This is a genomic window from Streptococcus suis YS161 (assembly GCF_002760245.1).
In the GTDB taxonomy this organism is placed as follows: domain Bacteria; phylum Bacillota; class Bacilli; order Lactobacillales; family Streptococcaceae; genus Streptococcus; species Streptococcus suis_I.
Genome location: NZ_ASCA01000016.1, coordinates 20348 through 40596 on the forward strand (window position 1 = coordinate 20348; position 20249 = coordinate 40596).

General features: G+C 36.2%; 14 protein-coding genes and 1 pseudogene. 14 read left to right on the top strand and 1 reads right to left on the bottom strand.

The window, feature by feature from the left end:
• Positions 1-91: 91 nt before the first annotated feature.
• The 6 genes from rfbA to SST111_RS02690 all read left to right on the top strand — a co-directional run bounded on the left by rfbA (position 92) and on the right by SST111_RS02690 (position 8538).
• Positions 92-961: a glucose-1-phosphate thymidylyltransferase RfbA gene (gene rfbA, locus SST111_RS02665; protein ID WP_029176634.1), complete on the top strand. Its 870-nt coding sequence runs from the start codon at positions 92-94 to the stop codon at positions 959-961.
• The gene (locus tag SST111_RS02670; protein WP_099809930.1) at positions 961-1554 is read left to right on the top strand and encodes a dTDP-4-dehydrorhamnose 3,5-epimerase family protein; all 594 of its coding nucleotides are present in this window, start codon (positions 961-963) and stop codon (positions 1552-1554) included. Before rfbA ends, SST111_RS02670 begins: the two co-directional genes overlap by 1 nt.
• Positions 1554-2039, top strand: coding sequence for a phosphoribosylanthranilate isomerase (locus tag SST111_RS02675; RefSeq protein ID WP_099809931.1), 486 nt, complete (start codon positions 1554-1556; stop codon positions 2037-2039). The genes SST111_RS02670 and SST111_RS02675 overlap by 1 nt, the downstream gene beginning before the upstream one ends.
• Positions 2040-2240: 201 nt before the next feature.
• On the top strand, positions 2241-3287 hold the full coding sequence (gene rfbB, locus SST111_RS02680) for a dTDP-glucose 4,6-dehydratase (protein WP_099809932.1): 1047 nt from the start codon (positions 2241-2243) through the stop codon (positions 3285-3287).
• A 54-nt stretch (positions 3288-3341) separates the two neighbouring features.
• On the top strand, positions 3342-4193 hold the full coding sequence (gene rfbD / locus SST111_RS02685) for a dTDP-4-dehydrorhamnose reductase (RefSeq protein WP_099809933.1): 852 nt from the start codon (positions 3342-3344) through the stop codon (positions 4191-4193).
• 676 nt (positions 4194-4869) lie between these two features.
• On the top strand, positions 4870-8538 hold the full coding sequence (locus SST111_RS02690; RefSeq protein ID WP_257211357.1) for a GBS Bsp-like repeat-containing protein: 3669 nt from the start codon (positions 4870-4872) through the stop codon (positions 8536-8538).
• 183 nt (positions 8539-8721) lie between these two features.
• Here the strand turns inward: SST111_RS02690 and SST111_RS02695 are convergent.
• Positions 8722-9141, bottom strand: a pseudogene (locus SST111_RS02695) (transposase); the annotation flags it as partial.
• A 266-nt stretch (positions 9142-9407) separates the two neighbouring features.
• Between SST111_RS02695 and cps2T the strand changes: the two are divergent.
• From cps2T to SST111_RS02735, 8 genes are read left to right on the top strand one after another with little or no spacing between them, the layout of a single operon-like run.
• Positions 9408-10556 (top strand): beta 1-4 rhamnosyltransferase Cps2T, encoded by a 1149-nt coding sequence (gene cps2T / locus SST111_RS02700; protein ID WP_099809934.1) that lies wholly within the window; start codon positions 9408-9410, stop codon positions 10554-10556.
• The gene (locus tag SST111_RS02705) at positions 10553-11482 is read left to right on the top strand and encodes a glycosyltransferase family 2 protein (protein ID WP_099809935.1); all 930 of its coding nucleotides are present in this window, start codon (positions 10553-10555) and stop codon (positions 11480-11482) included. Before cps2T ends, SST111_RS02705 begins: the two co-directional genes overlap by 4 nt.
• Before the next feature lie 2 nt (positions 11483-11484).
• Positions 11485-12291: an ABC transporter permease gene (locus SST111_RS02710; RefSeq protein ID WP_044668178.1), complete on the top strand. Its 807-nt coding sequence runs from the start codon at positions 11485-11487 to the stop codon at positions 12289-12291.
• Positions 12291-13514 (top strand): ABC transporter ATP-binding protein, encoded by a 1224-nt coding sequence (locus SST111_RS02715; protein ID WP_044668179.1) that lies wholly within the window; start codon positions 12291-12293, stop codon positions 13512-13514. The genes SST111_RS02710 and SST111_RS02715 overlap by 1 nt, the downstream gene beginning before the upstream one ends.
• A 22-nt stretch (positions 13515-13536) precedes the next feature.
• Positions 13537-15390 carry a rhamnan synthesis F family protein gene (locus tag SST111_RS02720; protein ID WP_044773444.1) on the top strand — a complete coding sequence of 618 codons (1854 nt, stop codon included), beginning with the start codon at positions 13537-13539 and terminating at the stop codon, positions 15388-15390.
• Between the two features lie 5 nt (positions 15391-15395).
• Positions 15396-16628: a rhamnosyltransferase WsaF family glycosyltransferase gene (locus SST111_RS02725; RefSeq protein ID WP_044668250.1), complete on the top strand. Its 1233-nt coding sequence runs from the start codon at positions 15396-15398 to the stop codon at positions 16626-16628.
• Positions 16621-17619 (top strand): glycosyltransferase family 2 protein, encoded by a 999-nt coding sequence (locus tag SST111_RS02730; protein WP_099809936.1) that lies wholly within the window; start codon positions 16621-16623, stop codon positions 17617-17619. Before SST111_RS02725 ends, SST111_RS02730 begins: the two co-directional genes overlap by 8 nt.
• A 45-nt stretch (positions 17620-17664) precedes the next feature.
• Positions 17665-20202: an LTA synthase family protein gene (locus SST111_RS02735; protein WP_099809937.1), complete on the top strand. Its 2538-nt coding sequence runs from the start codon at positions 17665-17667 to the stop codon at positions 20200-20202.
• The last annotated feature ends 47 nt before the right edge of the window (positions 20203-20249 follow it).

Sequence of the window (20249 nt, forward strand, 5' to 3'; positions counted from 1 at the left end):
AAAGTCTGTCGTCACAGGCTTTTTTTTTATGACAATATCTTTAAAAATATGGTATAATGAACTGATATTAATTTAGGGAGGGTACTCTTATATGAAAGGTATTATTCTAGCAGGTGGTTCAGGTACACGCCTTTATCCTCTGACACGTGCGGCTTCAAAACAATTGATGCCTATCTATGACAAACCAATGATTTATTATCCATTGTCAACATTGATGTTGGCTGGGATTAAAGAAATCTTGATCATTTCTACTCCTCAGGATCTTCCTCGTTTCAAGGATATGCTGGGAGATGGCTCAGAGCTTGGTATTAGTCTGTCTTATGCCGAACAACCAAGTCCAGATGGTTTGGCGCAAGCCTTCATTATCGGTGAAGATTTTATCGGTGATGACAATGTAGCCTTGATTCTTGGTGATAACATCTACCACGGCAATGGATTGACCAAGATGTTGCAACGTGCAGCCAGCAAAGAAAAGGGAGCGACTGTCTTTGGTTACCAAGTAAAAGACCCAGAACGCTTTGGTGTTGTTGAGTTTGACGCTGATATGAATGCCATCTCTATCGAAGAAAAACCTGAAGAGCCAAAATCGAATTTTGCTGTTACTGGTCTTTACTTCTATGACAATGATGTTGTCGAAATTGCGAAAAATATCAAGCCTTCACCTCGTGGCGAGTTGGAAATCACAGATGTCAACAAGGCTTACTTAGAACGCGGCGACTTGTCTGTTGAGCTTATGGGCCGTGGATTCGCTTGGTTGGATACAGGTACGCATGAAAGCCTCTTGGAAGCGGCGCAGTACATCGAAACGGTTCAACGCTTGCAAAACGTTCAAGTGGCTAACTTGGAAGAAATTGCCTACCGCATGGGCTACATCACCAAAGAACAAGTGCATGAATTGGCACAGCCACTTAAGAAAAATGAATACGGACAATACTTGCTCCGTTTGATTGGAGAAGCCTAATGACAGAAAACTTTTTCGGTAAAACACTAGCAGCTCGCTCAGTTGAAGCTATTCCAGGAATGTTAGAATTCGACATTCCTGTTCATGGCGACAACCGTGGCTGGTTTAAGGAGAACTTCCAAAAGGAAAAAATGCTTCCGCTCGGCTTCCCTGAAAGTTTCTTTGCAGAAGGAAAATTGCAAAATAATGTTTCCTTCTCTCGCAAAAACGTTCTTCGTGGTCTTCACGCAGAGCCTTGGGACAAGTACATTTCCGTTGCAGACAGTGGTAAGGTCTTAGGAACTTGGGTCGATCTTCGTGAAGGCGAAACCTTCGGTAACACCTACCAAACCGTTATCGATGCTTCAAAAGGTATCTTCGTTCCGCGTGGCGTAGCCAATGGTTTCCAAGTTTTGTCAGACTTCGTGGCTTACAGCTATTTGGTTAATGACTACTGGGCTTTGGAACTCAAGCCTAAGTATGCCTTCGTCAACTACGCTGACCCTAGTCTCGACATCCAGTGGGAAAACCTAGAGGAAGCGGAAGTTTCAGAGGCGGATAAAAACCATCCACTCCTCAAGGACGTCAAGCCTTTGAGAAAAGAGGACCTCTAATGTTTCAAGCCTTTTTGGAAATAGCAGAGCAGTTAAACAAGCTAGGAATCACACCCTTGTTAATGGGCTCAGTTGGTTTAGAAAGGCGAACAGGGAGGGACTGGCAGGCAGGAGATGTAGATATTCATGTTCCAAGTGATCCACGTGGCTGGGAAGCCCCAGATGACGAACGGATTTACCGTGCAGATGAGCTGATAGCCGTGATGAATCAACTTGGTTATGTCCTTGTTGACCGTCACGAACATGAATTTCATAAAGACGGCTTATCTGTTGAATTCGGAGGCCTACATTCACTGCCTGAATTTGCTGGTGTAGAGCTAGAAGATTTGGAAGAACTAGAAACAGCAGGTGTTCGCTATTACCTACCGACACTTGAACAATACCTAAAAATCTACCAAGCCTCTTCCAAAGATTCCTACCGTGCAGAAAATAACAATCAAAAAGATTTTGCTAAGATTGCTTACTTGAAAGAAGTATTGAAGTAGTCTGGTAATGCAAGAGGGCGAGCATCGCGAGCCCAAAGCGATAGTTTCCGCCGTAGTGAGAAGCTCCTTTGCTTTGCTAAGGAGCGGGGAAGCCATGAGACCTTAGGCTCATGGTTTAGTAATGAAACACCTTGGTGGTTGCTTACGTCCCCACTACCTAAGCTGACACACAAAAAAAGAAAAAACTTTTCGGAGAAAAAAATGTCTCAATTTAAAAATATCATCGTAACTGGTGGAGCTGGTTTCATCGGTTCAAACTTTGTACACTATGTTTATAACAATCATCCAGACGTTCACGTAACTGTTTTGGATAAACTTACTTATGCAGGAAACAAGGCTAACTTGGAAGCTATTCTTGGTGACCGTGTTGAGCTGGTTGTTGGCGACATTGCAGATGCTGAGTTGGTTGACAAATTGGCTGCTAAGGCAGATGCAATCGTTCACTATGCGGCAGAAAGCCACAACGACAACTCTCTCAACGATCCAAGCCCATTCATCCATACCAACTTTATCGGTACTTACACCTTGCTTGAAGCGGCTCGTAAATACGATATTCGTTTCCACCATGTATCGACTGACGAAGTATACGGTGACCTTCCTTTGCGTGAAGATTTGCCAGGTCATGGCGAGGGTCCAGGTGAGAAATTTACAGCAGAAACCAACTACAACCCATCATCACCATACTCATCAACCAAGGCTGCTTCAGACTTGATTGTTAAAGCATGGGTGCGTTCATTTGGTGTTAAAGCAACGATTTCAAACTGTTCAAACAACTACGGTCCATACCAACACATCGAGAAATTCATCCCACGCCAAATCACCAACATCTTGGCAGGTATCAAGCCAAAACTGTACGGTGAAGGTAAAAACGTCCGTGACTGGATTCATACCAACGACCACTCGACTGGTGTTTGGGCAATCTTGACAAAAGGTCGTATGGGTGAAACTTACCTGATTGGTGCTGACGGTGAGAAAAACAATAAAGAAGTGCTTGAATTGATTCTTGAAAAAATGGGTCAACCAAAAGATGCTTACGACCAAGTGACTGACCGTGCAGGACACGATTTACGCTATGCTATTGACGCAAGCAAACTTCGTGACGAGCTTGGTTGGACACCACAATTCACAGACTTCTCTCAAGGTTTGGAAGAAACAATCCAGTGGTATACAGACAACCAAGACTGGTGGAAGGCAGAAAAAGAAGCTGTTGAAGCCAACTATGCTAAGACACAGGAAGTTATTAAATAAGACTATTAAAGGCTAGGGCTCTTGCCCAAGCCTTTCTTGAAATAAGGAGCAAACATGATTTTAATTACAGGTGCAAATGGTCAGTTAGGAACTGAATTGCGTTATCTCTTGGATGAGCGTGGTGTCGAGTATGTTGCCGCTGACGTAGCAGAGATGGACATCACGGATGCAGACAAGGTGGATACCTTCTTTGCAGAAGTAAAACCAAGCATTGTTTACCACTGTGCAGCCTACACAGCTGTTGATATGGCTGAAGACGAGGGCAAGGAACTCAACTACAAGATTAACGTAACAGGTTCTGAGAATGTTGCCAAGGCAGCTGCTAAATACGGTGCAACTCTTGTCTATATTTCAACAGACTATGTTTTCAACGGTGAGTTGCCAGTCGGTCAAGAGTGGCAAGTCGATGACCAGCCAGATCCTCAATCAGAATACGGTCGTACCAAGCGTTTGGGTGAAGAAGCAGTTGAGAAGTTCGCAGACAAGTTCTACACAGTCCGTACAGCTTGGGTCTTTGGTAACTACGGTAAAAACTTTGTTTTCACCATGCAAAATCTTGCTCAAACCCGCGATACTTTGACGGTTGTCAATGACCAACACGGTCGTCCAACCTGGACACGCACCCTTGCGGAATTCATGGTTCACTTGGTGGACACCAAGCAAGCATTTGGTTACTACCATTTGTCAAACGATGCAGCAGAAGATACGACTTGGTTTGATTTTGCTACGGAAATCCTCAAGGATACCAACACCAAGGTATTGCCAGTGGACTCTAGCCAATTCCCAGCTAAGGCAAAACGTCCATTCAACTCAACCATGAGCTTGGACAAGGCAAAGGCGACTGGCTTTGTCATCCCAACTTGGCAAGAAGCCCTCGAAGCTTTTTATAAGCAGGAGAAGCGATAGAAATTCTCTTTCGTTAATTATTCACTTGCTATCATTAGTGATTGTAATTTTATTGCTATATATACTGAAATGGTTTGCTTCTTGTCTGATGTATGTAGTAGTTTGACATTGTCAGATTAAGTTAGACATTTAGAGAGTTCTCATAGAGTAAGGAATCCTGTTATGACAGATTCCTTTTATCACCGTCAAGTTCCAATCTTCTTCTGAATGAGATTGGATAAAGGCTTTTTCTGATGATGTTAGGTTCGTTCTACTCAGATTATAACGTTTCTTATTTAGCTAATAGTAGTCGTAAGCTGAATTTCCATTTTTGAGAAAGTGCATTATACATTATAGATAGTCTATTTTGAATTATCTAAAATTTTCAGTTTTGTCAATTTTTTTGTCTTCTTGAAAGCAAGCCTTTATAATAATGAGTTCATTTGTGGTAAGAAGGGGACCTGCATTTATGTTAGTCATTTCAGATAAATGTGGTAGTTTATCTGAGCCTAACATAGATGTTTTTTTGTCTAGCTTAATTTTACAAATTTCGGGGCTTAATAAAACCGAATAATTATTGTTTGTATGATAAAATTTTTGTTTAAAAATGAGAAATTGTGCTATAATTTAGAATATAGATTTTAGTTTTGTTAGTGTAGCTATGGCTATTATCTTAACTGAAATTAAGGAGGGTAATGTGAAAAAGAAAACGATATTCTTACTATCTGTATGTGCGATTGTTTTGAGTGGTTATGTCGTACAAGCGGATAGTTTAGAAGCTTCAAGTCAGTTAATGAGTGTTCCTAGTTCACCGGAAATCGGAGGACAGTTATCCGTTATAGAAGAAGCTGGTCAGATGAAAGCTGTTCTTTCACATATTACTGGGGAAATCATTGGAGTAACAGGACAGTTTAAATCAAGTTCAAACTCAGGAAAAACTATTGCCTTCACTATTGATGCTCAGGGACAGTATGTTGCTTATTTAAATCGCTCTAATTTTTCAGATGAAGATCAAATATTTACTTTGACTTTAGTAGTTAGTCTCCTAGATGGAAGTTCACATAGTTTGGATGAATATACATTCTCTTGGATAAAAGCCACAGATATTAGTCAAGAAGTAGCTATTGTTAAAGAAGATAGTGGAAAAGAGACGACAGCTTCAAATAGTTCGGTTACTTCTAGTATTTCATCTGCTTTAGCTTCGACTACGACTAGTGGGACAACAATTTCTGAAAAAAATACTGTATCTTCAGATGATACCAATTCTGTAAGCACTTCTTTAGCAAAATTGGTAACGAGTACACAAACTGAGACGGTAGCAAGCACAAGTCAAATTTTAAGTAGCGTGGGAACACAGCTTCAATCGGCTTCTATGATGAGAGCAGCAACGAATACAAGTACGCAATCACAAACAGGTACAACACCGTCAAGTGTGATAACTGAAGTTGCACAAAAGAATCAGATATTGGAAATAAAATATACTCGTCCAATTAGTAGCGGAGAAGTTATTAAATTTGCAGTTTGGTCAGAAAAAAATTCTCAAGATGATCTTATTTGGTATGATGCCAATCAAACTGGTGCTGCTTATGTAGATTTGAGAAAACATCGTGATTATGGAAAGTATCAGATTCACACTTATGCAAATCGTAATGGTAAAATGGTTTATCTAGATGAAGTTGTATTTGATGTAGAAGCTAGTGGAAAAATTTCAGTTTCTAATATTGATTCAGTAACTGGGACTTTTGACGTCAATATTGAAAATATTTCAGCGCCACTCGGTTTGAGTAAAGTCCTTGTTCCAACTTGGACAAAGTCAGGTGGCCAAGATGACATTGTTTGGTATGAAGCACAACGTCAGACAAATGGTAACTATAAGGTAACAGTAAATAAACGAAATCATAAAAATGGTGTAGGTGATTACAATCTACATTTATATTATAAGGATAGTAATGGAAATTTAGTATACATTACTGAAACGATTGCTAATCTCCCTGAAGTTAAATTATCAGGAGATTTTACGATTTTGGATATCAATCCTCAGAGTGATAGTTTTAAAGTACGTATAACAAATATTGTAGCCCCTAATGGTATTAGCAAGGTTCTTGTTCCAACTTGGACAGAGTCAGGTGGCCAAGATGACATAAAGTGGTATGAAGCAAGCCGACAAACAGATGGCAGTTATATCCTAACTGTTAATAGAACCAAACATAATTATGAGGCTGGTAAATATAACTTACATCTATATTATAAGAGTGACGATGGTAGTCTAAGATATGTGAATGAAACAGTTATTGATTTTCCTTCCGCTAAAGCATCAGGTACTATTACGGTATCGGACATAAATCAACAACACGGTACTTTTAAAGTTCGTATAACAAATGTTTTAGCGCCTAATGGTATTAGCAAGGTTCTTGTTCCAATTTGGACAGATTCCAATGGTCAAGATGATATAAAATGGTACGAAGCTAATCGTCAGACGGATGGTAGTTATCTACTTACTATCAATAAGGCTCAGCATAAGTATGGTACTGGTAAATATAACATTCATTTGTATTATCGTGGTTTAGATAATCGTTTGGTATATGTTACTGAAGCTGTAGCAAATCTACCTGAAGCTAAAGTTTCTGGTAATATTAAGATTATTGAACAAGATAATTTAAAAGGTATTTTCAATGTCAGAGTAACAGACATTGTAGCACCTAATACATTAAGTAAAGTTATCATACCAACCTGGACAGAATTTAATGGTCAGGATGATATAAAATGGTATGAAGCCAGTCTTCAGGCGGATGGCAGTTATCTATTTACAGTCAATAAGGCTCAACATAAATATGAAACTGGTAAATACAATATTCATGTGTACTATCGTGATACAGATGGTAGACTGACTTTTGCTGGATCGACAACAACAGAATTGGCAGCTGTCAAGTCTTCAGGAAAGCTTTCAGTTTCTTCGTTAGATGCTAAGAACGGAACATTCAATCTTAAGGTTTCGGATATTGTACCATCATCTTCTTTAAAATATGTTGAGGTTGTTGTTTGGTCTCAAAAAAATCCTAGCGATTTAAAATCATATAATGCAGTTGCTCAAAGTGATGGTACTTACGCAGTGCAAATTGATAAAAAAAATCACAGTAATAATATCGGTGATTATCAGGTCTCTGTATATTATGTATATTCTGACTATAAAGATTATGTAACTTCGGCTGTTGTAAATATTCCGTCCTCCCGATCTTATACAATTTATATTGATCCAGGTCATGGCGGTTCAGATTCTGGTGCATCATATGATGGTATTTACGAGAAGAACTTAGCAATGTCGGTCGCCAACAAATTAAAAGCTAATTTGATACAAATGGGTTACCAAGTGTTAATGACGCGTACAGCAGACTATGATGTTGATTTCAAAACAGAACGTTCGAGAATGGCTAATCAAAGCAATGCTGATCTCTTCATAAGTATCCATTTCAATGCAACCGGTTTAGGGAAATCTAGTGCAACTGGTATCGAAACATACTGGTATCAATATGATCCAGAATACCAACCTAAAATTAATCAGAAAATGCATAACAATCCGACTCGTTTAGCTGAAAGTGAGATTTTGGCAAATCAAGTTCAAACTAGTCTAATTCGTGAAACTGGTGCGGTAAACCGAGGAGTTCGTAGAGAAACATTTGCAGTTTTACGCGAGACTGCAATTCCAGCGATATTAGTCGAACTTGGATTCATGGATAATCCATCTGAATTGCAAAAAATTAAACAAGAGGCATACCATACAAAACTTGCAAAAGCTTTGGCTACTGGTATTGATAATTGGTATAGTGTTGTTGGTAGCAAACCATCAGCAACTGAAACGACTAACCAGAAAAATACTGTTGAACGAGTTCAGATGACAACTAGCCAACAAGCATTTGTTAATAAAATATTACCTACAGTGCAGCAAGTTTCAAAAAATAAAGGTATAGTTACTAGTGTGATGTTAGCACAGACTATTTTAGAGAGTGCATGGGGAACGTCTCAACTAGCTACAAATGCGAATAATATTTTTGGAATTAAGGCCGATGTAAGTTGGAAAGGAAACACCTACACTGTTCAAACAAACGAAGTTGTAAGCGGAAAAACAGTTACGGTCGAGAAACAATTCCGTGCATATGGGACTATTTTTGAAAGTATAGCTGACTATGGTAATTTCTTTACTTCAACACCTTGGAGAATAAAAAATTATTCTAACTTTTTGCAAGCTAAGGATTATGAGTCTGCATTAACTAGCTTACTAGCTTCTGGTTATGCAACCGATCCAGCATACGCAGAGAAATTAAAATCGTTAATTCTTAGATATGGGCTTGATCAATACGATGTCAATTAGTTTGATTCGGATTGAGCAATAATATGAATAAGAATAGATTTTATTGGAAGTTTAATATCTAGTAGACTCTTTTGGCTCTTTGTCAACTGTAGTGGGTAGATGAAAAGCTAACACCTAGAGAGGACGAACTCGTTCTCTCTTTTTCTATCTCTTTCTTATTTTTAGGAGATAGGCTGAAAAGGGCTATCCCCAGCCCTTTTCACTGTTCAAAGCGATTAAAATCCGTTTTTTAAAGTTTTCATCTTCCTAAAGCCAAAAGTATTTCGCTTAATGACTTTGATGAGATTATTGGTAGCTTCCAGTTTGGCGTTGGAATAAGGTAATTCCAACGCGTTTAAAACCTTGTCTTTATCCTTTAGAAATGTCTTAAATACCGTCTGGAAAATAGGATTAACAGTGGCTATTTCTTGTTCGATTAGGTCAAAGAAATAGTTTGAGTTTTCTCTCAGTAATGAAATAGGAGTAGCAGAAAGGGTCCATAGTTCTGTTTTAGCTCGTCCGAGTAGGATAGAAGTTTGTCTAGGATTGCCTGTTTGTTAGATGTATTCGAAACATGGGGCAATAGAATCGTTTATCGCTGAGCTTACGGTTATCCTGTTGGAGAGAAACAGTCTGGGGCTAGAAACTAGAGAGCGAGGGGGCTCATTTGTAGTAAATGCAAACTTTATTTGCTCCATTTCAACTCTTCCTAGGCAGGAGAAATAAATTCGTTGTAATGGCTTTTACACGATTTCTTGTCTCTCTAGGCTAGCATAGGAATCTGTAGAATTTAGCCTACAATAGCACACTAAGTAAACCACGTATAGAATTAGAAAAAAAAATAAAAAAATGGTATAATGAAAAGAACTGCAATTTGATGGAGAGGATTCATGAAACACGTTTTTATTATCGGTAGTCGTGGACTACCAGCAAAATATGGTGGCTTTGAGACCTTTGTCCAACAATTGGTCAGTCACCAGAAATCCGAGAAAATCTGCTATCATGTAGCTTGTTTATCGGATACAAGTCATCATCAGCATTCGACCTACTTAGGTGCAGATTGCTTCACCATTAATCCACCTAAATTTGGACCAGCTCGCGTTATCGCTTATGATATGATGGCGATTACTTATGCCCTTAAAATCATTAAGGAACAGCAGATAGAGCGACCGATTTTCTATATCTTGGGAAATACCATAGGTGGCTTCATAGTACCTTTTGCGAAAAAGATTCACTCTGTTGGAGGTACCCTGTTTGTCAATCCAGATGGTTTGGAATGGAAACGGGCCAAGTGGGCTAAACCAGTTCAACGCTATCTAAAATTTTCTGAAAAAATGATGGTCAGATATGCTGATTTGATTATTGCGGATAATGAGGGAATTGAAGATTATATTCAATCTGAATACTCGGCAACCAATACACGCTTTATTGCCTACGGTACAGATTTAAGTCCAACTAAGTTAACAAAAGAATCTGAACAAGTTCGCCAATATTTTACAAATTGGGGAATCAGGGAGAAAGAATTCTATCTGATTATCGGTCGATTTGTTCCTGAGAACAATTATCTAGCAGCCATCAAGGAATTTATGAAGAGCGATACAAAACGTGATTTGGTCATCGTTGCTAACCATGAAGGCTCTGCCTATTTTCAAAAATTGAAAGATGAGACAGGCTTAGCATCAGATAAGCGAATCAAGTTCGTAGGAACAGTGTATGACCAAGAACTGCTTAAGTATCTGCGCCAAGAATGTCGAGCATATATTCATGGACACGAAGTTGGAGGAACCAATCCCAGCCTCCTAGAAGCGCTGGCGCAAACCAATGAAAATTTGGTTTTAGGTGTTGATTTTAACTGCAAAGTTGCCCTAGAAGGGGCTCATTATTGGAGTAAAGAATCCGGTAATTTAAGTCAATTGATTAACCAGATAGATAAGCAGATGGAAGCAGAAGACCTAGGTAATATTGCCAAGAAGCACATGCACGAATCCTACACCTGGGAAAAAATCGTCCAAGAGTACGAGGAATTATTTTTACAATGAAAGTAAACATACTCATGTCGACCTACAATGGTCAACAGTTCTTAGCTGAGCAAATTCGCTCTATCCAAGAACAGACTTACACAGACTGGACACTATTTATTCGTGATGATGGTTCCAGTGATCGAACTAGAGAGATTATTAAAGATTTTGTTGAACAAGATCAGCGAATTCACTTCATAGATGTTGAGACAGACGAAAATCTCGGTGTCATCAAAAGTTTTCATAGGCTAGTTCATTATGATACTGCTGATTTCTATTTTTTCAGTGACCAAGATGATGTTTGGCTACCAAATAAACTGGAAGTTAGCTTGAAAAAAGCACAAGCCTATCCAACAAATTTGCCATTGATGGTTTATATGGACCTCAAAGTTGTCAATCAAAATCTAGAGGTTATGGCAGAAAGCATGGTAAAATCTCAATCTCATCATGCCAATACGGAATTGGTGCAAGAGTTGACTGAGAATACTGTGACTGGCGGTGTCGCCATGATTAATCATACTCTCGCTGAAATGTGGCAAGTAACTGAGGATATTTTGATGCATGATTGGTATCTGGCCCTGCTTGCGTCAGCCTTTGGAAACCTGGTGTTTATTGATCTACCAGGGGAACTTTATCGTCAACATTCGGATAATGTCTTAGGAGCTCGAACCCTCTCAAAACGCTTTAAAAAATGGATTCGTCCTCACATTTTATTTGCGGTCTATTGGGACTTGATCAAAAATAGCCAAAAACAAGCCCGACACTTACTACAAATGCCTCTATCTCAGTCAAATAGAGAATTAGTCGAAGCGTTTGTAACAATTATGGATAAACCAGTGCTAGAACGCTATAAAACATTAAAAAAATATGGTTTGAGAAAAAATAAAACTTTCCATACCTTTGTTTTTTCGAGCTTAATAATTACAAAATTTGCTTATAAGGAATAGTTATGAATTTATTAAATAAAGAAAATCAAATACTCTTAAGAGAGATGATAAAAACAGATTTTAAACTACGTTATCAAGGTTCCTTTATTGGGCATCTATGGTCAATTTTGAAACCAATGTTACTATTTACAATCATGTATCTTGTCTTTATTCGATTTTTGAGAATTGATGATGGTACCCCACATGCTGCTGTTGGCGTTTTGTTTGCAATGGTCAATTGGAACTTTTTTGCTGAAGCAACTAATATGGGAATGTTATCCATTGTATCACGAGGAGACTTATTGAGGAAACTAAGTTTTCCCAAAGAGATTATAGTTATTTCCTCAGTTGCAGGAGCTGCTATTAACTATAGTATCAACTTAATTGTCGTTTTAGCCTTCTCAATTGTGAACGGAATTTATCCTAATGTCAATTTTCTCGTTTTAATTCCTCTCTTTATTGAACTAGTTATTTTGGCTACAGGGATTGCCTTCATTCTCTCAAGCCTGTTTGTAAAATATCGAGACATCGGTCCAATTTGGGAAGTTATCATGCAGGCTGGGATGTATGCTACACCGATTATCTATTCACTAACGTATCTTTTGGATAGAGGGCAAGAACAAGTAGCTAAATTTCTTATGCTTAATCCATTGGCTCAGATTGTCCAAGATATTCGTCACTATATCGTCTATGATGGAAACTTGCGTGGATGGGACCTAATTGGAAACAAGGTAATTGCCTCAGTTCCATATGTCATTCCATTTGTAATTTTTGGGATTGGACTGATTATCTTTAGAAAAAATTCTAAACGTTTTGCGGAGATTCTTTAATGACAAAAAATATTGCAGTAAAAGTTGAACATGTTTCAAAATATTTCAAATTGCCGACTGAAAGTACCCAGAGCCTTCGAACAGCTTTGGTAAATCGCTTTAAAGGGATAAAAGGTTATAAAAAACAACATGTACTCAGAGACATCAATTTTGAAGTAGAAGAAGGGGACTTTTTTGGGATTGTTGGACGTAATGGTTCAGGTAAATCAACACTCCTTAAAATTATTTCTCAAATTTATGTTCCAGAACAAGGAAAAGCAACTGTAAATGGTAAGTTAGTTTCGTTTATTGAACTTGGTGTAGGTTTTAACCCAGAATTAACAGGTAAAGAAAATGTATATTTGAATGGGGCCATGTTAGGATTTACCCAAAAGGAAATTGATGATATGTATGATGATATTGTTGATTTTGCTGAACTTGGTGAATTCATGAATCAAAAGCTGAAAAATTACTCCAGTGGTATGCAAGTACGCTTAGCTTTCTCCGTTGCGATTAAAGCTCAAGGAGATGTACTAATCCTTGATGAAGTATTAGCTGTTGGTGATGAAGCTTTCCAGAGAAAATGTAATGACTATTTCATGGAACGGAAAAAATCTGGTAAAACAACAATACTTGTAACTCATGATATGAGTGCTGTTAAAAAGTATTGTAACAAGGCGGTGCTTATCGAGAACGGTTTGGTAAAAGCTTATGGTGAACCATTTGATGTTGCAGGACAATACCAATTGGATAACACTCATACTAACACCCCTACTACCACATCGAATGAAGAGGAATCGCCATCAAAAGGTGAGCTTGAAACAAATCATCGAATTCAAAATTTGAAAGCAGTATTACTACATGATAAAATTTATCAGCCCGAGGATATACTTCAATTTGAAATCTCTTATGATCAGTTAGTTGATGATGATACTTATCTAGCATTTACATTTTTTGATCTTGATACAGGGCAACCTTTATACAATGATAATTCTATGTACCTGTCAACTACAGGGATTGGTAAAAAAACATTTAGTTATGAGTGTTGCTTAGATTACTTTAATAGTATTAAGGTTAGAATGGTGATGGTTGTGAAGAATAGGGCTTCTGAGATTTTAGCTGTAACACCATTGGATGAGTCGCCGATTGTAACTATCGTTCGCAAAATTGATCAAACTGATTTATCATTGGTGGATTCTGCAGATGGAATTCTTAAAAGACAGGGAACCTTTAAAACAATCTAAAACATGGACTCAGAGGTGTTAAATGAGAAGACTACTAGTATATGTTCACTATAATAAATATAATGCTTATAGTGAATATGTTGATTATCAATTGAGTACAATTACACCCATTTTTGATAGAACTATTTTCATCAGCAATAGTCAATTAAGCACATCAATAGTTGAAAGTTTAGAGAGTAAGTTTAAAATTTCAAATCCTATTATACGAGAAAATGTTGGCTTTGATTTCGCGGCTTGGAGGGATGGGATTTTCAATTTAGATAGTCAAGAACTTCTTGAATTTGATTCCATCACATTTATGAATGATACATGTTTTGGTCCAATTTGGGATTTGGAAGGTTACTATCAAATTTTTGAACAGCAAACTGATGTAGATTTTTGGGGTATGACAAATCATGCTGAGGTTCCAAATAGCGAGCCATTTATTCCAGAACATTTACAATCGTATTTCATGGTTTTTAAAAAGTCTGTTTTTAGTTCTGAAATATTCTTGAATTTTATGAAGAATGTAGAAAATTTTACAGATGTTCAAAATGTAATTAATCAGTATGAAACACAACTAACAAAAATATTGATAGATGCTGGATTTCATTATCAATCCATTTTAGATACAACAAAAATAGAAAATAATGGGAAGTTGAATTTTTCATTAGATCACCCTAAAACTTTGATTGAGGCCAAAATTCCATTCTTAAAAGTTAAACTTTTTGAAATGCACCAACCCATCTCTCCATATATTTTAGAGGAATTAAAGAGACAAACAGACTATCCAACAAACTTGATTATTGACCATCTATCTCAGGTTTACTATCCTGATTCGGTTTTCAAATTAAGTCAAAAACTATTAAAAAAAGAAACAAAGCTAGTAAACTTTGACGAATTTTCTAATGGTGCAGTAGTCATTCATCTTACTGACTTATGGACCTTTAACAGTATTATTGATAAAATAAAATCGTTAGCCAATAAATTCGATATAATTATTTCGGTTGAAAGTGAAGAACTGAAAAAGAGGATTCGCCTTGAATTGGAAAAATTTACTATCGTGGCTCAAATTTTTATTATAGAAAAATGTGGTTTTGCGTTTTCTCCTCTTTACCAACTAAAAGATAATATTACTCACTACAACTATATCGGTTTTTTGAACAGTTTTATGGTTGATTCGGATGACTTTTATAACGGACATTCAACTTACACTGAATTAGCTGATATGATGTTTACCGAGAGCGATAGTATTTTACTCGAATTTTTAAGTAAAAGTAATGTAGGGGTGCTCATTCCTGATGTACCGACTTCATTCCGAATGCAACGCTTGGTCGATGCTGATATGGAGAATAGGCTCTCAAACGAATTGAATCAAGTGTGGAGAGAAGTATCCGAGCGGAAAAATATTGATTTTTCATCATTTGATAGTTTTGTTTTGCCATATGGTGGAGCGGTTTGGATGAAAGATGAAGTGGTCAAGCATTTGCTAAATGTACCAATTAGCCAGTTACTTAGAGATGACTACTCTGATAAAAATAAACTATTTAGCATTATTGATAGACTAGTTGTTTACTTAGCTTGGGATAAAGGATATGATTTTCGAATTATTGAAAATCCAAATTCCCTACCTTCATTTCTAGATAATAAAGTATTGAATCGTCAAAAAGTTTATCATGAGGTTGAAATAATCAAGGAAATTGAGGTAGTAAAAGAAGTTAAAGTAGAAGTCATAAAAGAAGTCAAAATCCCAGTCTACCCAGATTTTTATATTAACATGTCAGACCTTAGTAATAGCAATATTAAAAATCTATTTATTGTTCCGTTTAAGGCGTTAAAATTTATTGTCAAATGGAATTATTACAAATGGAGAATAGGCCGAAAGGAGAAAAAATGAAAAAAATTATTCATAGTACTATTCGTACTTATCGCCAAGAAGGAACCAAGGCAACAATCCGAAAAATTAAAGCGCATCTACTAGGACAAAACCAAGTAGTTGTTACCCCTCCCTCTAAAATAAACATGGACGAACTTCCTCAAATGCCACAATTTTCAGATTTAGCTAGTGCTGATTATATTCATCATCCCTATATTAAACCTGAAAAATTATCCAAAGACAAGTTAAATATTGCTTGGGTATCTCCTCCAGTCGGACCTGGCGGCGGTGGTCATACGACCATTTCGCGATTTGTGAAATATTTACAAAGTCAGGGACATCATATTACATTTTATATCTATCATAACAATACTATTCCACAATCAGCAGGTGAAGCACAGCAGATTTTTTCTCGTTCTTATGGAATAGACGTGGATGTAGAAGAATTAGAAGACTTTAAAAATCAAGATGTAGTATTTGCTACGAGTTGGGAAACTGCTTACGCTGTTTTCAATCTACAAGATGACCATTTGCATAAGTTTTATTTTGTTCAGGATTTTGAACCAATATTCTTTGGTGTGGGATCTAGATACATGCTTGCTGAAGCAACCTATAAGTTTGGTTTTTATGGTATCACAGCAGGGAAGTGGCTTGTAGAAAAAGTTGGTCAATATGGAATGCAAGCAGATTATTTTGATTTCGGTGCAGATATTGATATTTATAAACCCAAAACACCAATTGTAAAGAAGAAGAAAATTTCATTTTATGCTAGGGCTCACACTGAGCGACGCGGTTTTGAAATTGGGGTTATGGCTTTGAAAATTTTCAAAGAAAAACATCCTGAATATGAAATCGAGTTTTTCGGTCAAGATATGTCAAATTACGATATTCCGTTCGAATTTACAGACCGTGGTATTTTAAATAAAGAGCAATTAGCAGCAATTTATCATGAAAGTGTAGCATGTTTAGTTCTTTCATTAACAAATGTATCACTATTGCCTTTAGAATTGTTGGTAGCAGGATGTGTTCCAGTCATGAACGATGGAGATAATAACCGTATGGTTCTCGGTGAGATTGATGATATCCTCTATACGGAAGCCTATCCCGTATCATTAGCAAATAAGTTATGTGAAGCTGTCGAAAGAGCCGATATTAATGAGCATGCCGAACAAATGAGTGATAAGTATACTGGTTTATCATGGGATGAAAGCTATAAAAAAGTAGAAAAGATTATTCGTCGAGAGGTTATAAATGGCTAACCAAATTAAAGCTACAGTATTTATTCCAGTTTATAATGGTGAAAATGACCATTTAGAAGAAACATTGTCTGCTCTTTACAATCAAAAGACAGATTTTAATTGGAATGTCCTTATAACAGATTCTGGTTCAAGCGATAATTCTGTTCCTATTATTCGTAAGTTTGCTGATAAATATGGGAACCTTACGTTAAAGCAGATTGATAAAAGTGAATATTCACATGGTGGAACTCGACAAATGGCAGCTGAAATATCAGACGGAGAGTATATGGTGTATCTTAGTCAGGATGCTGTTCCATACAATCAAAATTGGTTAAATGAGATGCTGGCACCGTTTGAAATTAGTGAAAAAGTCGTTGCGGTACTTGCACGTCAGAAACCTAGAGACTATTGTTTTCCTGCCATGAAATACGACATCAATGCGGTATTTGAGGAGCAAGGGACACCTGATGCGGTGACGATTTGGACTAGAACTGTTTCAGAACAGGTTGGAATGTACACAAAAGAATCATTTTATAGTGATGTGTGTTCAGCAGCTCCACGTCTTTTTCTAGTGAATGAAATAGGTTATCGCCCAGTCAAGTATTCCGAGGATTATGAGTATGGAAAAGATATTATAGATGCGGGATATTACAAGGCATATAATGGCCGAGCAATAGTCGAACACTCAAACGATGTTTTGTTAAAAGAGTATAAAAAACGTATCTTTGACGAAACATATAACGTTCGTCTAAATAGTGGAGCACCAGAGTCGCAAATGAGCTTGTGGTTTATATTCCGTCAAAGTTTGAAAGGGATTCTAAAAGATATACCTAAAATATTGAGAGATAAAGATTATTCTTTAAAGAAGAAATTATATTGGTCAGTTGTTAATCCCTTGTTCCATATTGAGAAATGGCGTGGGATTCGACTTGCAAATATGATAAAACTAGATGAGGATATATCAAGCTTTTCATTAGAACATCAGGGGAAAAAAAAGAAAATAGTCTATTAGTTGACAATCTAAATGTTATTTAATTAGGAAGAGAAAGTATTCCAAATGCCTTATTTTAAGAAAATATTTTACGAAAATATGAGAAAAATAATGGATAGAGATTTGAAAATTCAATCAATGAAAAAGTATTTTAAAAAAAGCATACAAAAAGATATACTTATGAAAGTTGTTTTGATGCTAGCAGCTATTGTGATTGGAACATTTTCATTGAGTGAATATTTAGTGGATTATATCACTATTAGCCAGACTGTAACTGAATTTCGGTATGTCTTACAGGTCTTATCTGCTATTTCGATTCTCATTTTTTCATCCTATCTTTCTGTAAATATTGGAGGGGAATTTTTTAGAAAGTTAATAGATTCATATTTTGTATATTTACTCATCTCTTATTTTTTACTAATGACCCAAAATCTTAATAATGAATCTTTTGATTTTGCGACTTTTGATACGAATCAATTTTTTGAGATAGGAAGTTTTGGAGTAATTATTATTGTCATTTCTTTAGCATTTGTTCTAAAGTATTTGGCTAGCAAAGTTGAAGTAATTAAGAAGTATTCTAATTATTTAAATGAAAATAAGTCAACAAATTTATTATTAGCTTTATTAGTATCATTAATCGTATTGCAAGATAGCAAGCTGATAGAGAAGTTGAAGCAATTTTTATATTTATCAAACGGCGGTGATCCAACAAGTTTTTATTTTTATTTGTTGTATAAGTTAGTTGTGATACTCGCTTTCGTTTCGATAGTTACATATTTATTTTGGAAAACGTGCGGAGATATAAGGAAAAATAACTCAGTTTTTTCTTTGGCTATTATTAGCTCATTGTTTTTTGCCCTAATTTTCAACTTCATGATACAGTTTGGTATCAGAATGGATGAGGATTATCTTGGTGAATACATTTTTCCCGGTGCAACCTTATTTCAAATCATTATATTATCACTAATCTATATCTTTGTATATTTTTTACTTAACCGCTATTGGTTAGCAACTCTGGTCATTCTATTATCAGGTACTGCATTTACGATTGCGAATTATTTAAAATTTAACCTACGTAGCGAGCCATTATTGGTGACCGATCTATCAATGATTACACAGATAGATTTGATTTTTAGTTTTTTGGATGTGAAAATATTACTATTTTCAATACTATTAATTGCTGTACTCATATATATATATTTGTTTTTGAATTCTAGATATTTAAAAGGAAGAATTATCACTTCACTTCGTACACAAATTGTCCTAGTTTTATTAACATTTTCAATCCTAGGTGGAGTTTATGGAATTTTTAAAAATCAGGAAAATGGCTATATTTCAGAAGGAATACCTATACTTTCAAAAATCAATAACGGTAGAAACATTACTTTCGAAGGTCATGCAAGAAGTGCACGATATCAATCATTAATGTTTGTATGGATGAAGCAATTGACTAGAACATTGATGGAAAAGCCAGAAAATTATAGTCAAAAAACTATTGAAGAGCTAGTAGAAAAATATAAACATCGTGCAGATGAAATTAATAGTACCAGAACTCAAAATATTTCAGATGAGACAGTCATCTTTATTTTAAGTGAAGGTCTTGCAAATCCAAATAGAATTGAAGGAGTAACTTTAACTGAGGATATTTTTAAAAACATTGATGCAATAAAAGCTGGAACAACTAGTGGTTTAATGAAGTCCGATAATTATGGTGGTGGAACTGCGAATATGGAGTCTCAGGCGCTTATTGGACTTCCATTTTATAACTTATCAAATTCGATTTCGATTTATAATGTTGAAGTACTGCCAAAAATGTCAATTATTCCTTCGATTAGCGATTCATATCTCAGTCAAAACAAGTATGTCATTCATCTTGGAGGCACTCAGTTATACTCTCGGGCAGATGTTTATAGGCGTCTTAATTTTGGAACTTTTGTTGCTACTGATGGTAATGCGACTGAGCCTACGGTAAACGAAAAATATGGTGGCTTCCCTAGTGATGAATCCACATATCAAAATATTTTGGATAGGCTAGATGTAAATCAAAGTCAATTTTTCTCTGTTATTACTTATCAAAATCATATTCCTTGGACTATGGACGAACCATCATACATTACTGGTTCCGGTATAGGTTTTTCAGATTTGGAAAATAGTCGTTTAACAAACTTTGCAAGGCTTGTATATGAGACAGATATAGTCACAAAAGGATTTTTAGACAAACTTGCTAATATTGATAAGGATATTACTGTTGTATTTTACGGTGACCATTTACCAGGGCTATACCCCATTTCTGCATTTGATAATAACCCTGAAAGTCAATACTTAACAGATTATTTTATCTGGAGTAATAAGTCCAATACTAAATTAGATTTTCCAGTTGTAAATTCAACAGATTTCCCAGCAGCGTTACTCGCACATACAAACTCTAGAGTTTCACCTTATTATGCGTTATTGACCGATGTTTTAGAAAATGCTAGTGTGGATAAAAGAGCACTAACAGATGAACAACTAAAAATTGCTAATGACCTGAAATTGGTTGAGTACGATCTTATTGCTGGAAAATCGTATTTGAAACAATATAATCAGTTCTTTCAAATGAAGTAGATTGTGCAAAATCTACAATTAATCAATTACAAAATAGAAGTTTAGAA

Coding starts and splice junctions, on each gene's coding strand:
- rfbA (WP_029176634.1), top strand. CDS start 92: ATGAAAGGTATTATTCTAGCAGGTGGTTCAGGTACACGCCTTTATCCT.
- SST111_RS02670 (WP_099809930.1), top strand. CDS start 961: ATGACAGAAAACTTTTTCGGTAAAACACTAGCAGCTCGCTCAGTTGAA.
- SST111_RS02675 (WP_099809931.1), top strand. CDS start 1,554: ATGTTTCAAGCCTTTTTGGAAATAGCAGAGCAGTTAAACAAGCTAGGA.
- rfbB (WP_099809932.1), top strand. CDS start 2,241: ATGTCTCAATTTAAAAATATCATCGTAACTGGTGGAGCTGGTTTCATC.
- rfbD (WP_099809933.1), top strand. CDS start 3,342: ATGATTTTAATTACAGGTGCAAATGGTCAGTTAGGAACTGAATTGCGT.
- cps2T (WP_099809934.1), top strand. CDS start 9,408: ATGAAACACGTTTTTATTATCGGTAGTCGTGGACTACCAGCAAAATAT.
- SST111_RS02705 (WP_099809935.1), top strand. CDS start 10,553: ATGAAAGTAAACATACTCATGTCGACCTACAATGGTCAACAGTTCTTA.
- SST111_RS02710 (WP_044668178.1), top strand. CDS start 11,485: ATGAATTTATTAAATAAAGAAAATCAAATACTCTTAAGAGAGATGATA.
- SST111_RS02715 (WP_044668179.1), top strand. CDS start 12,291: ATGACAAAAAATATTGCAGTAAAAGTTGAACATGTTTCAAAATATTTC.
- SST111_RS02720 (WP_044773444.1), top strand. CDS start 13,537: ATGAGAAGACTACTAGTATATGTTCACTATAATAAATATAATGCTTAT.
- SST111_RS02730 (WP_099809936.1), top strand. CDS start 16,621: ATGGCTAACCAAATTAAAGCTACAGTATTTATTCCAGTTTATAATGGT.
- SST111_RS02735 (WP_099809937.1), top strand. CDS start 17,665: ATGCCTTATTTTAAGAAAATATTTTACGAAAATATGAGAAAAATAATG.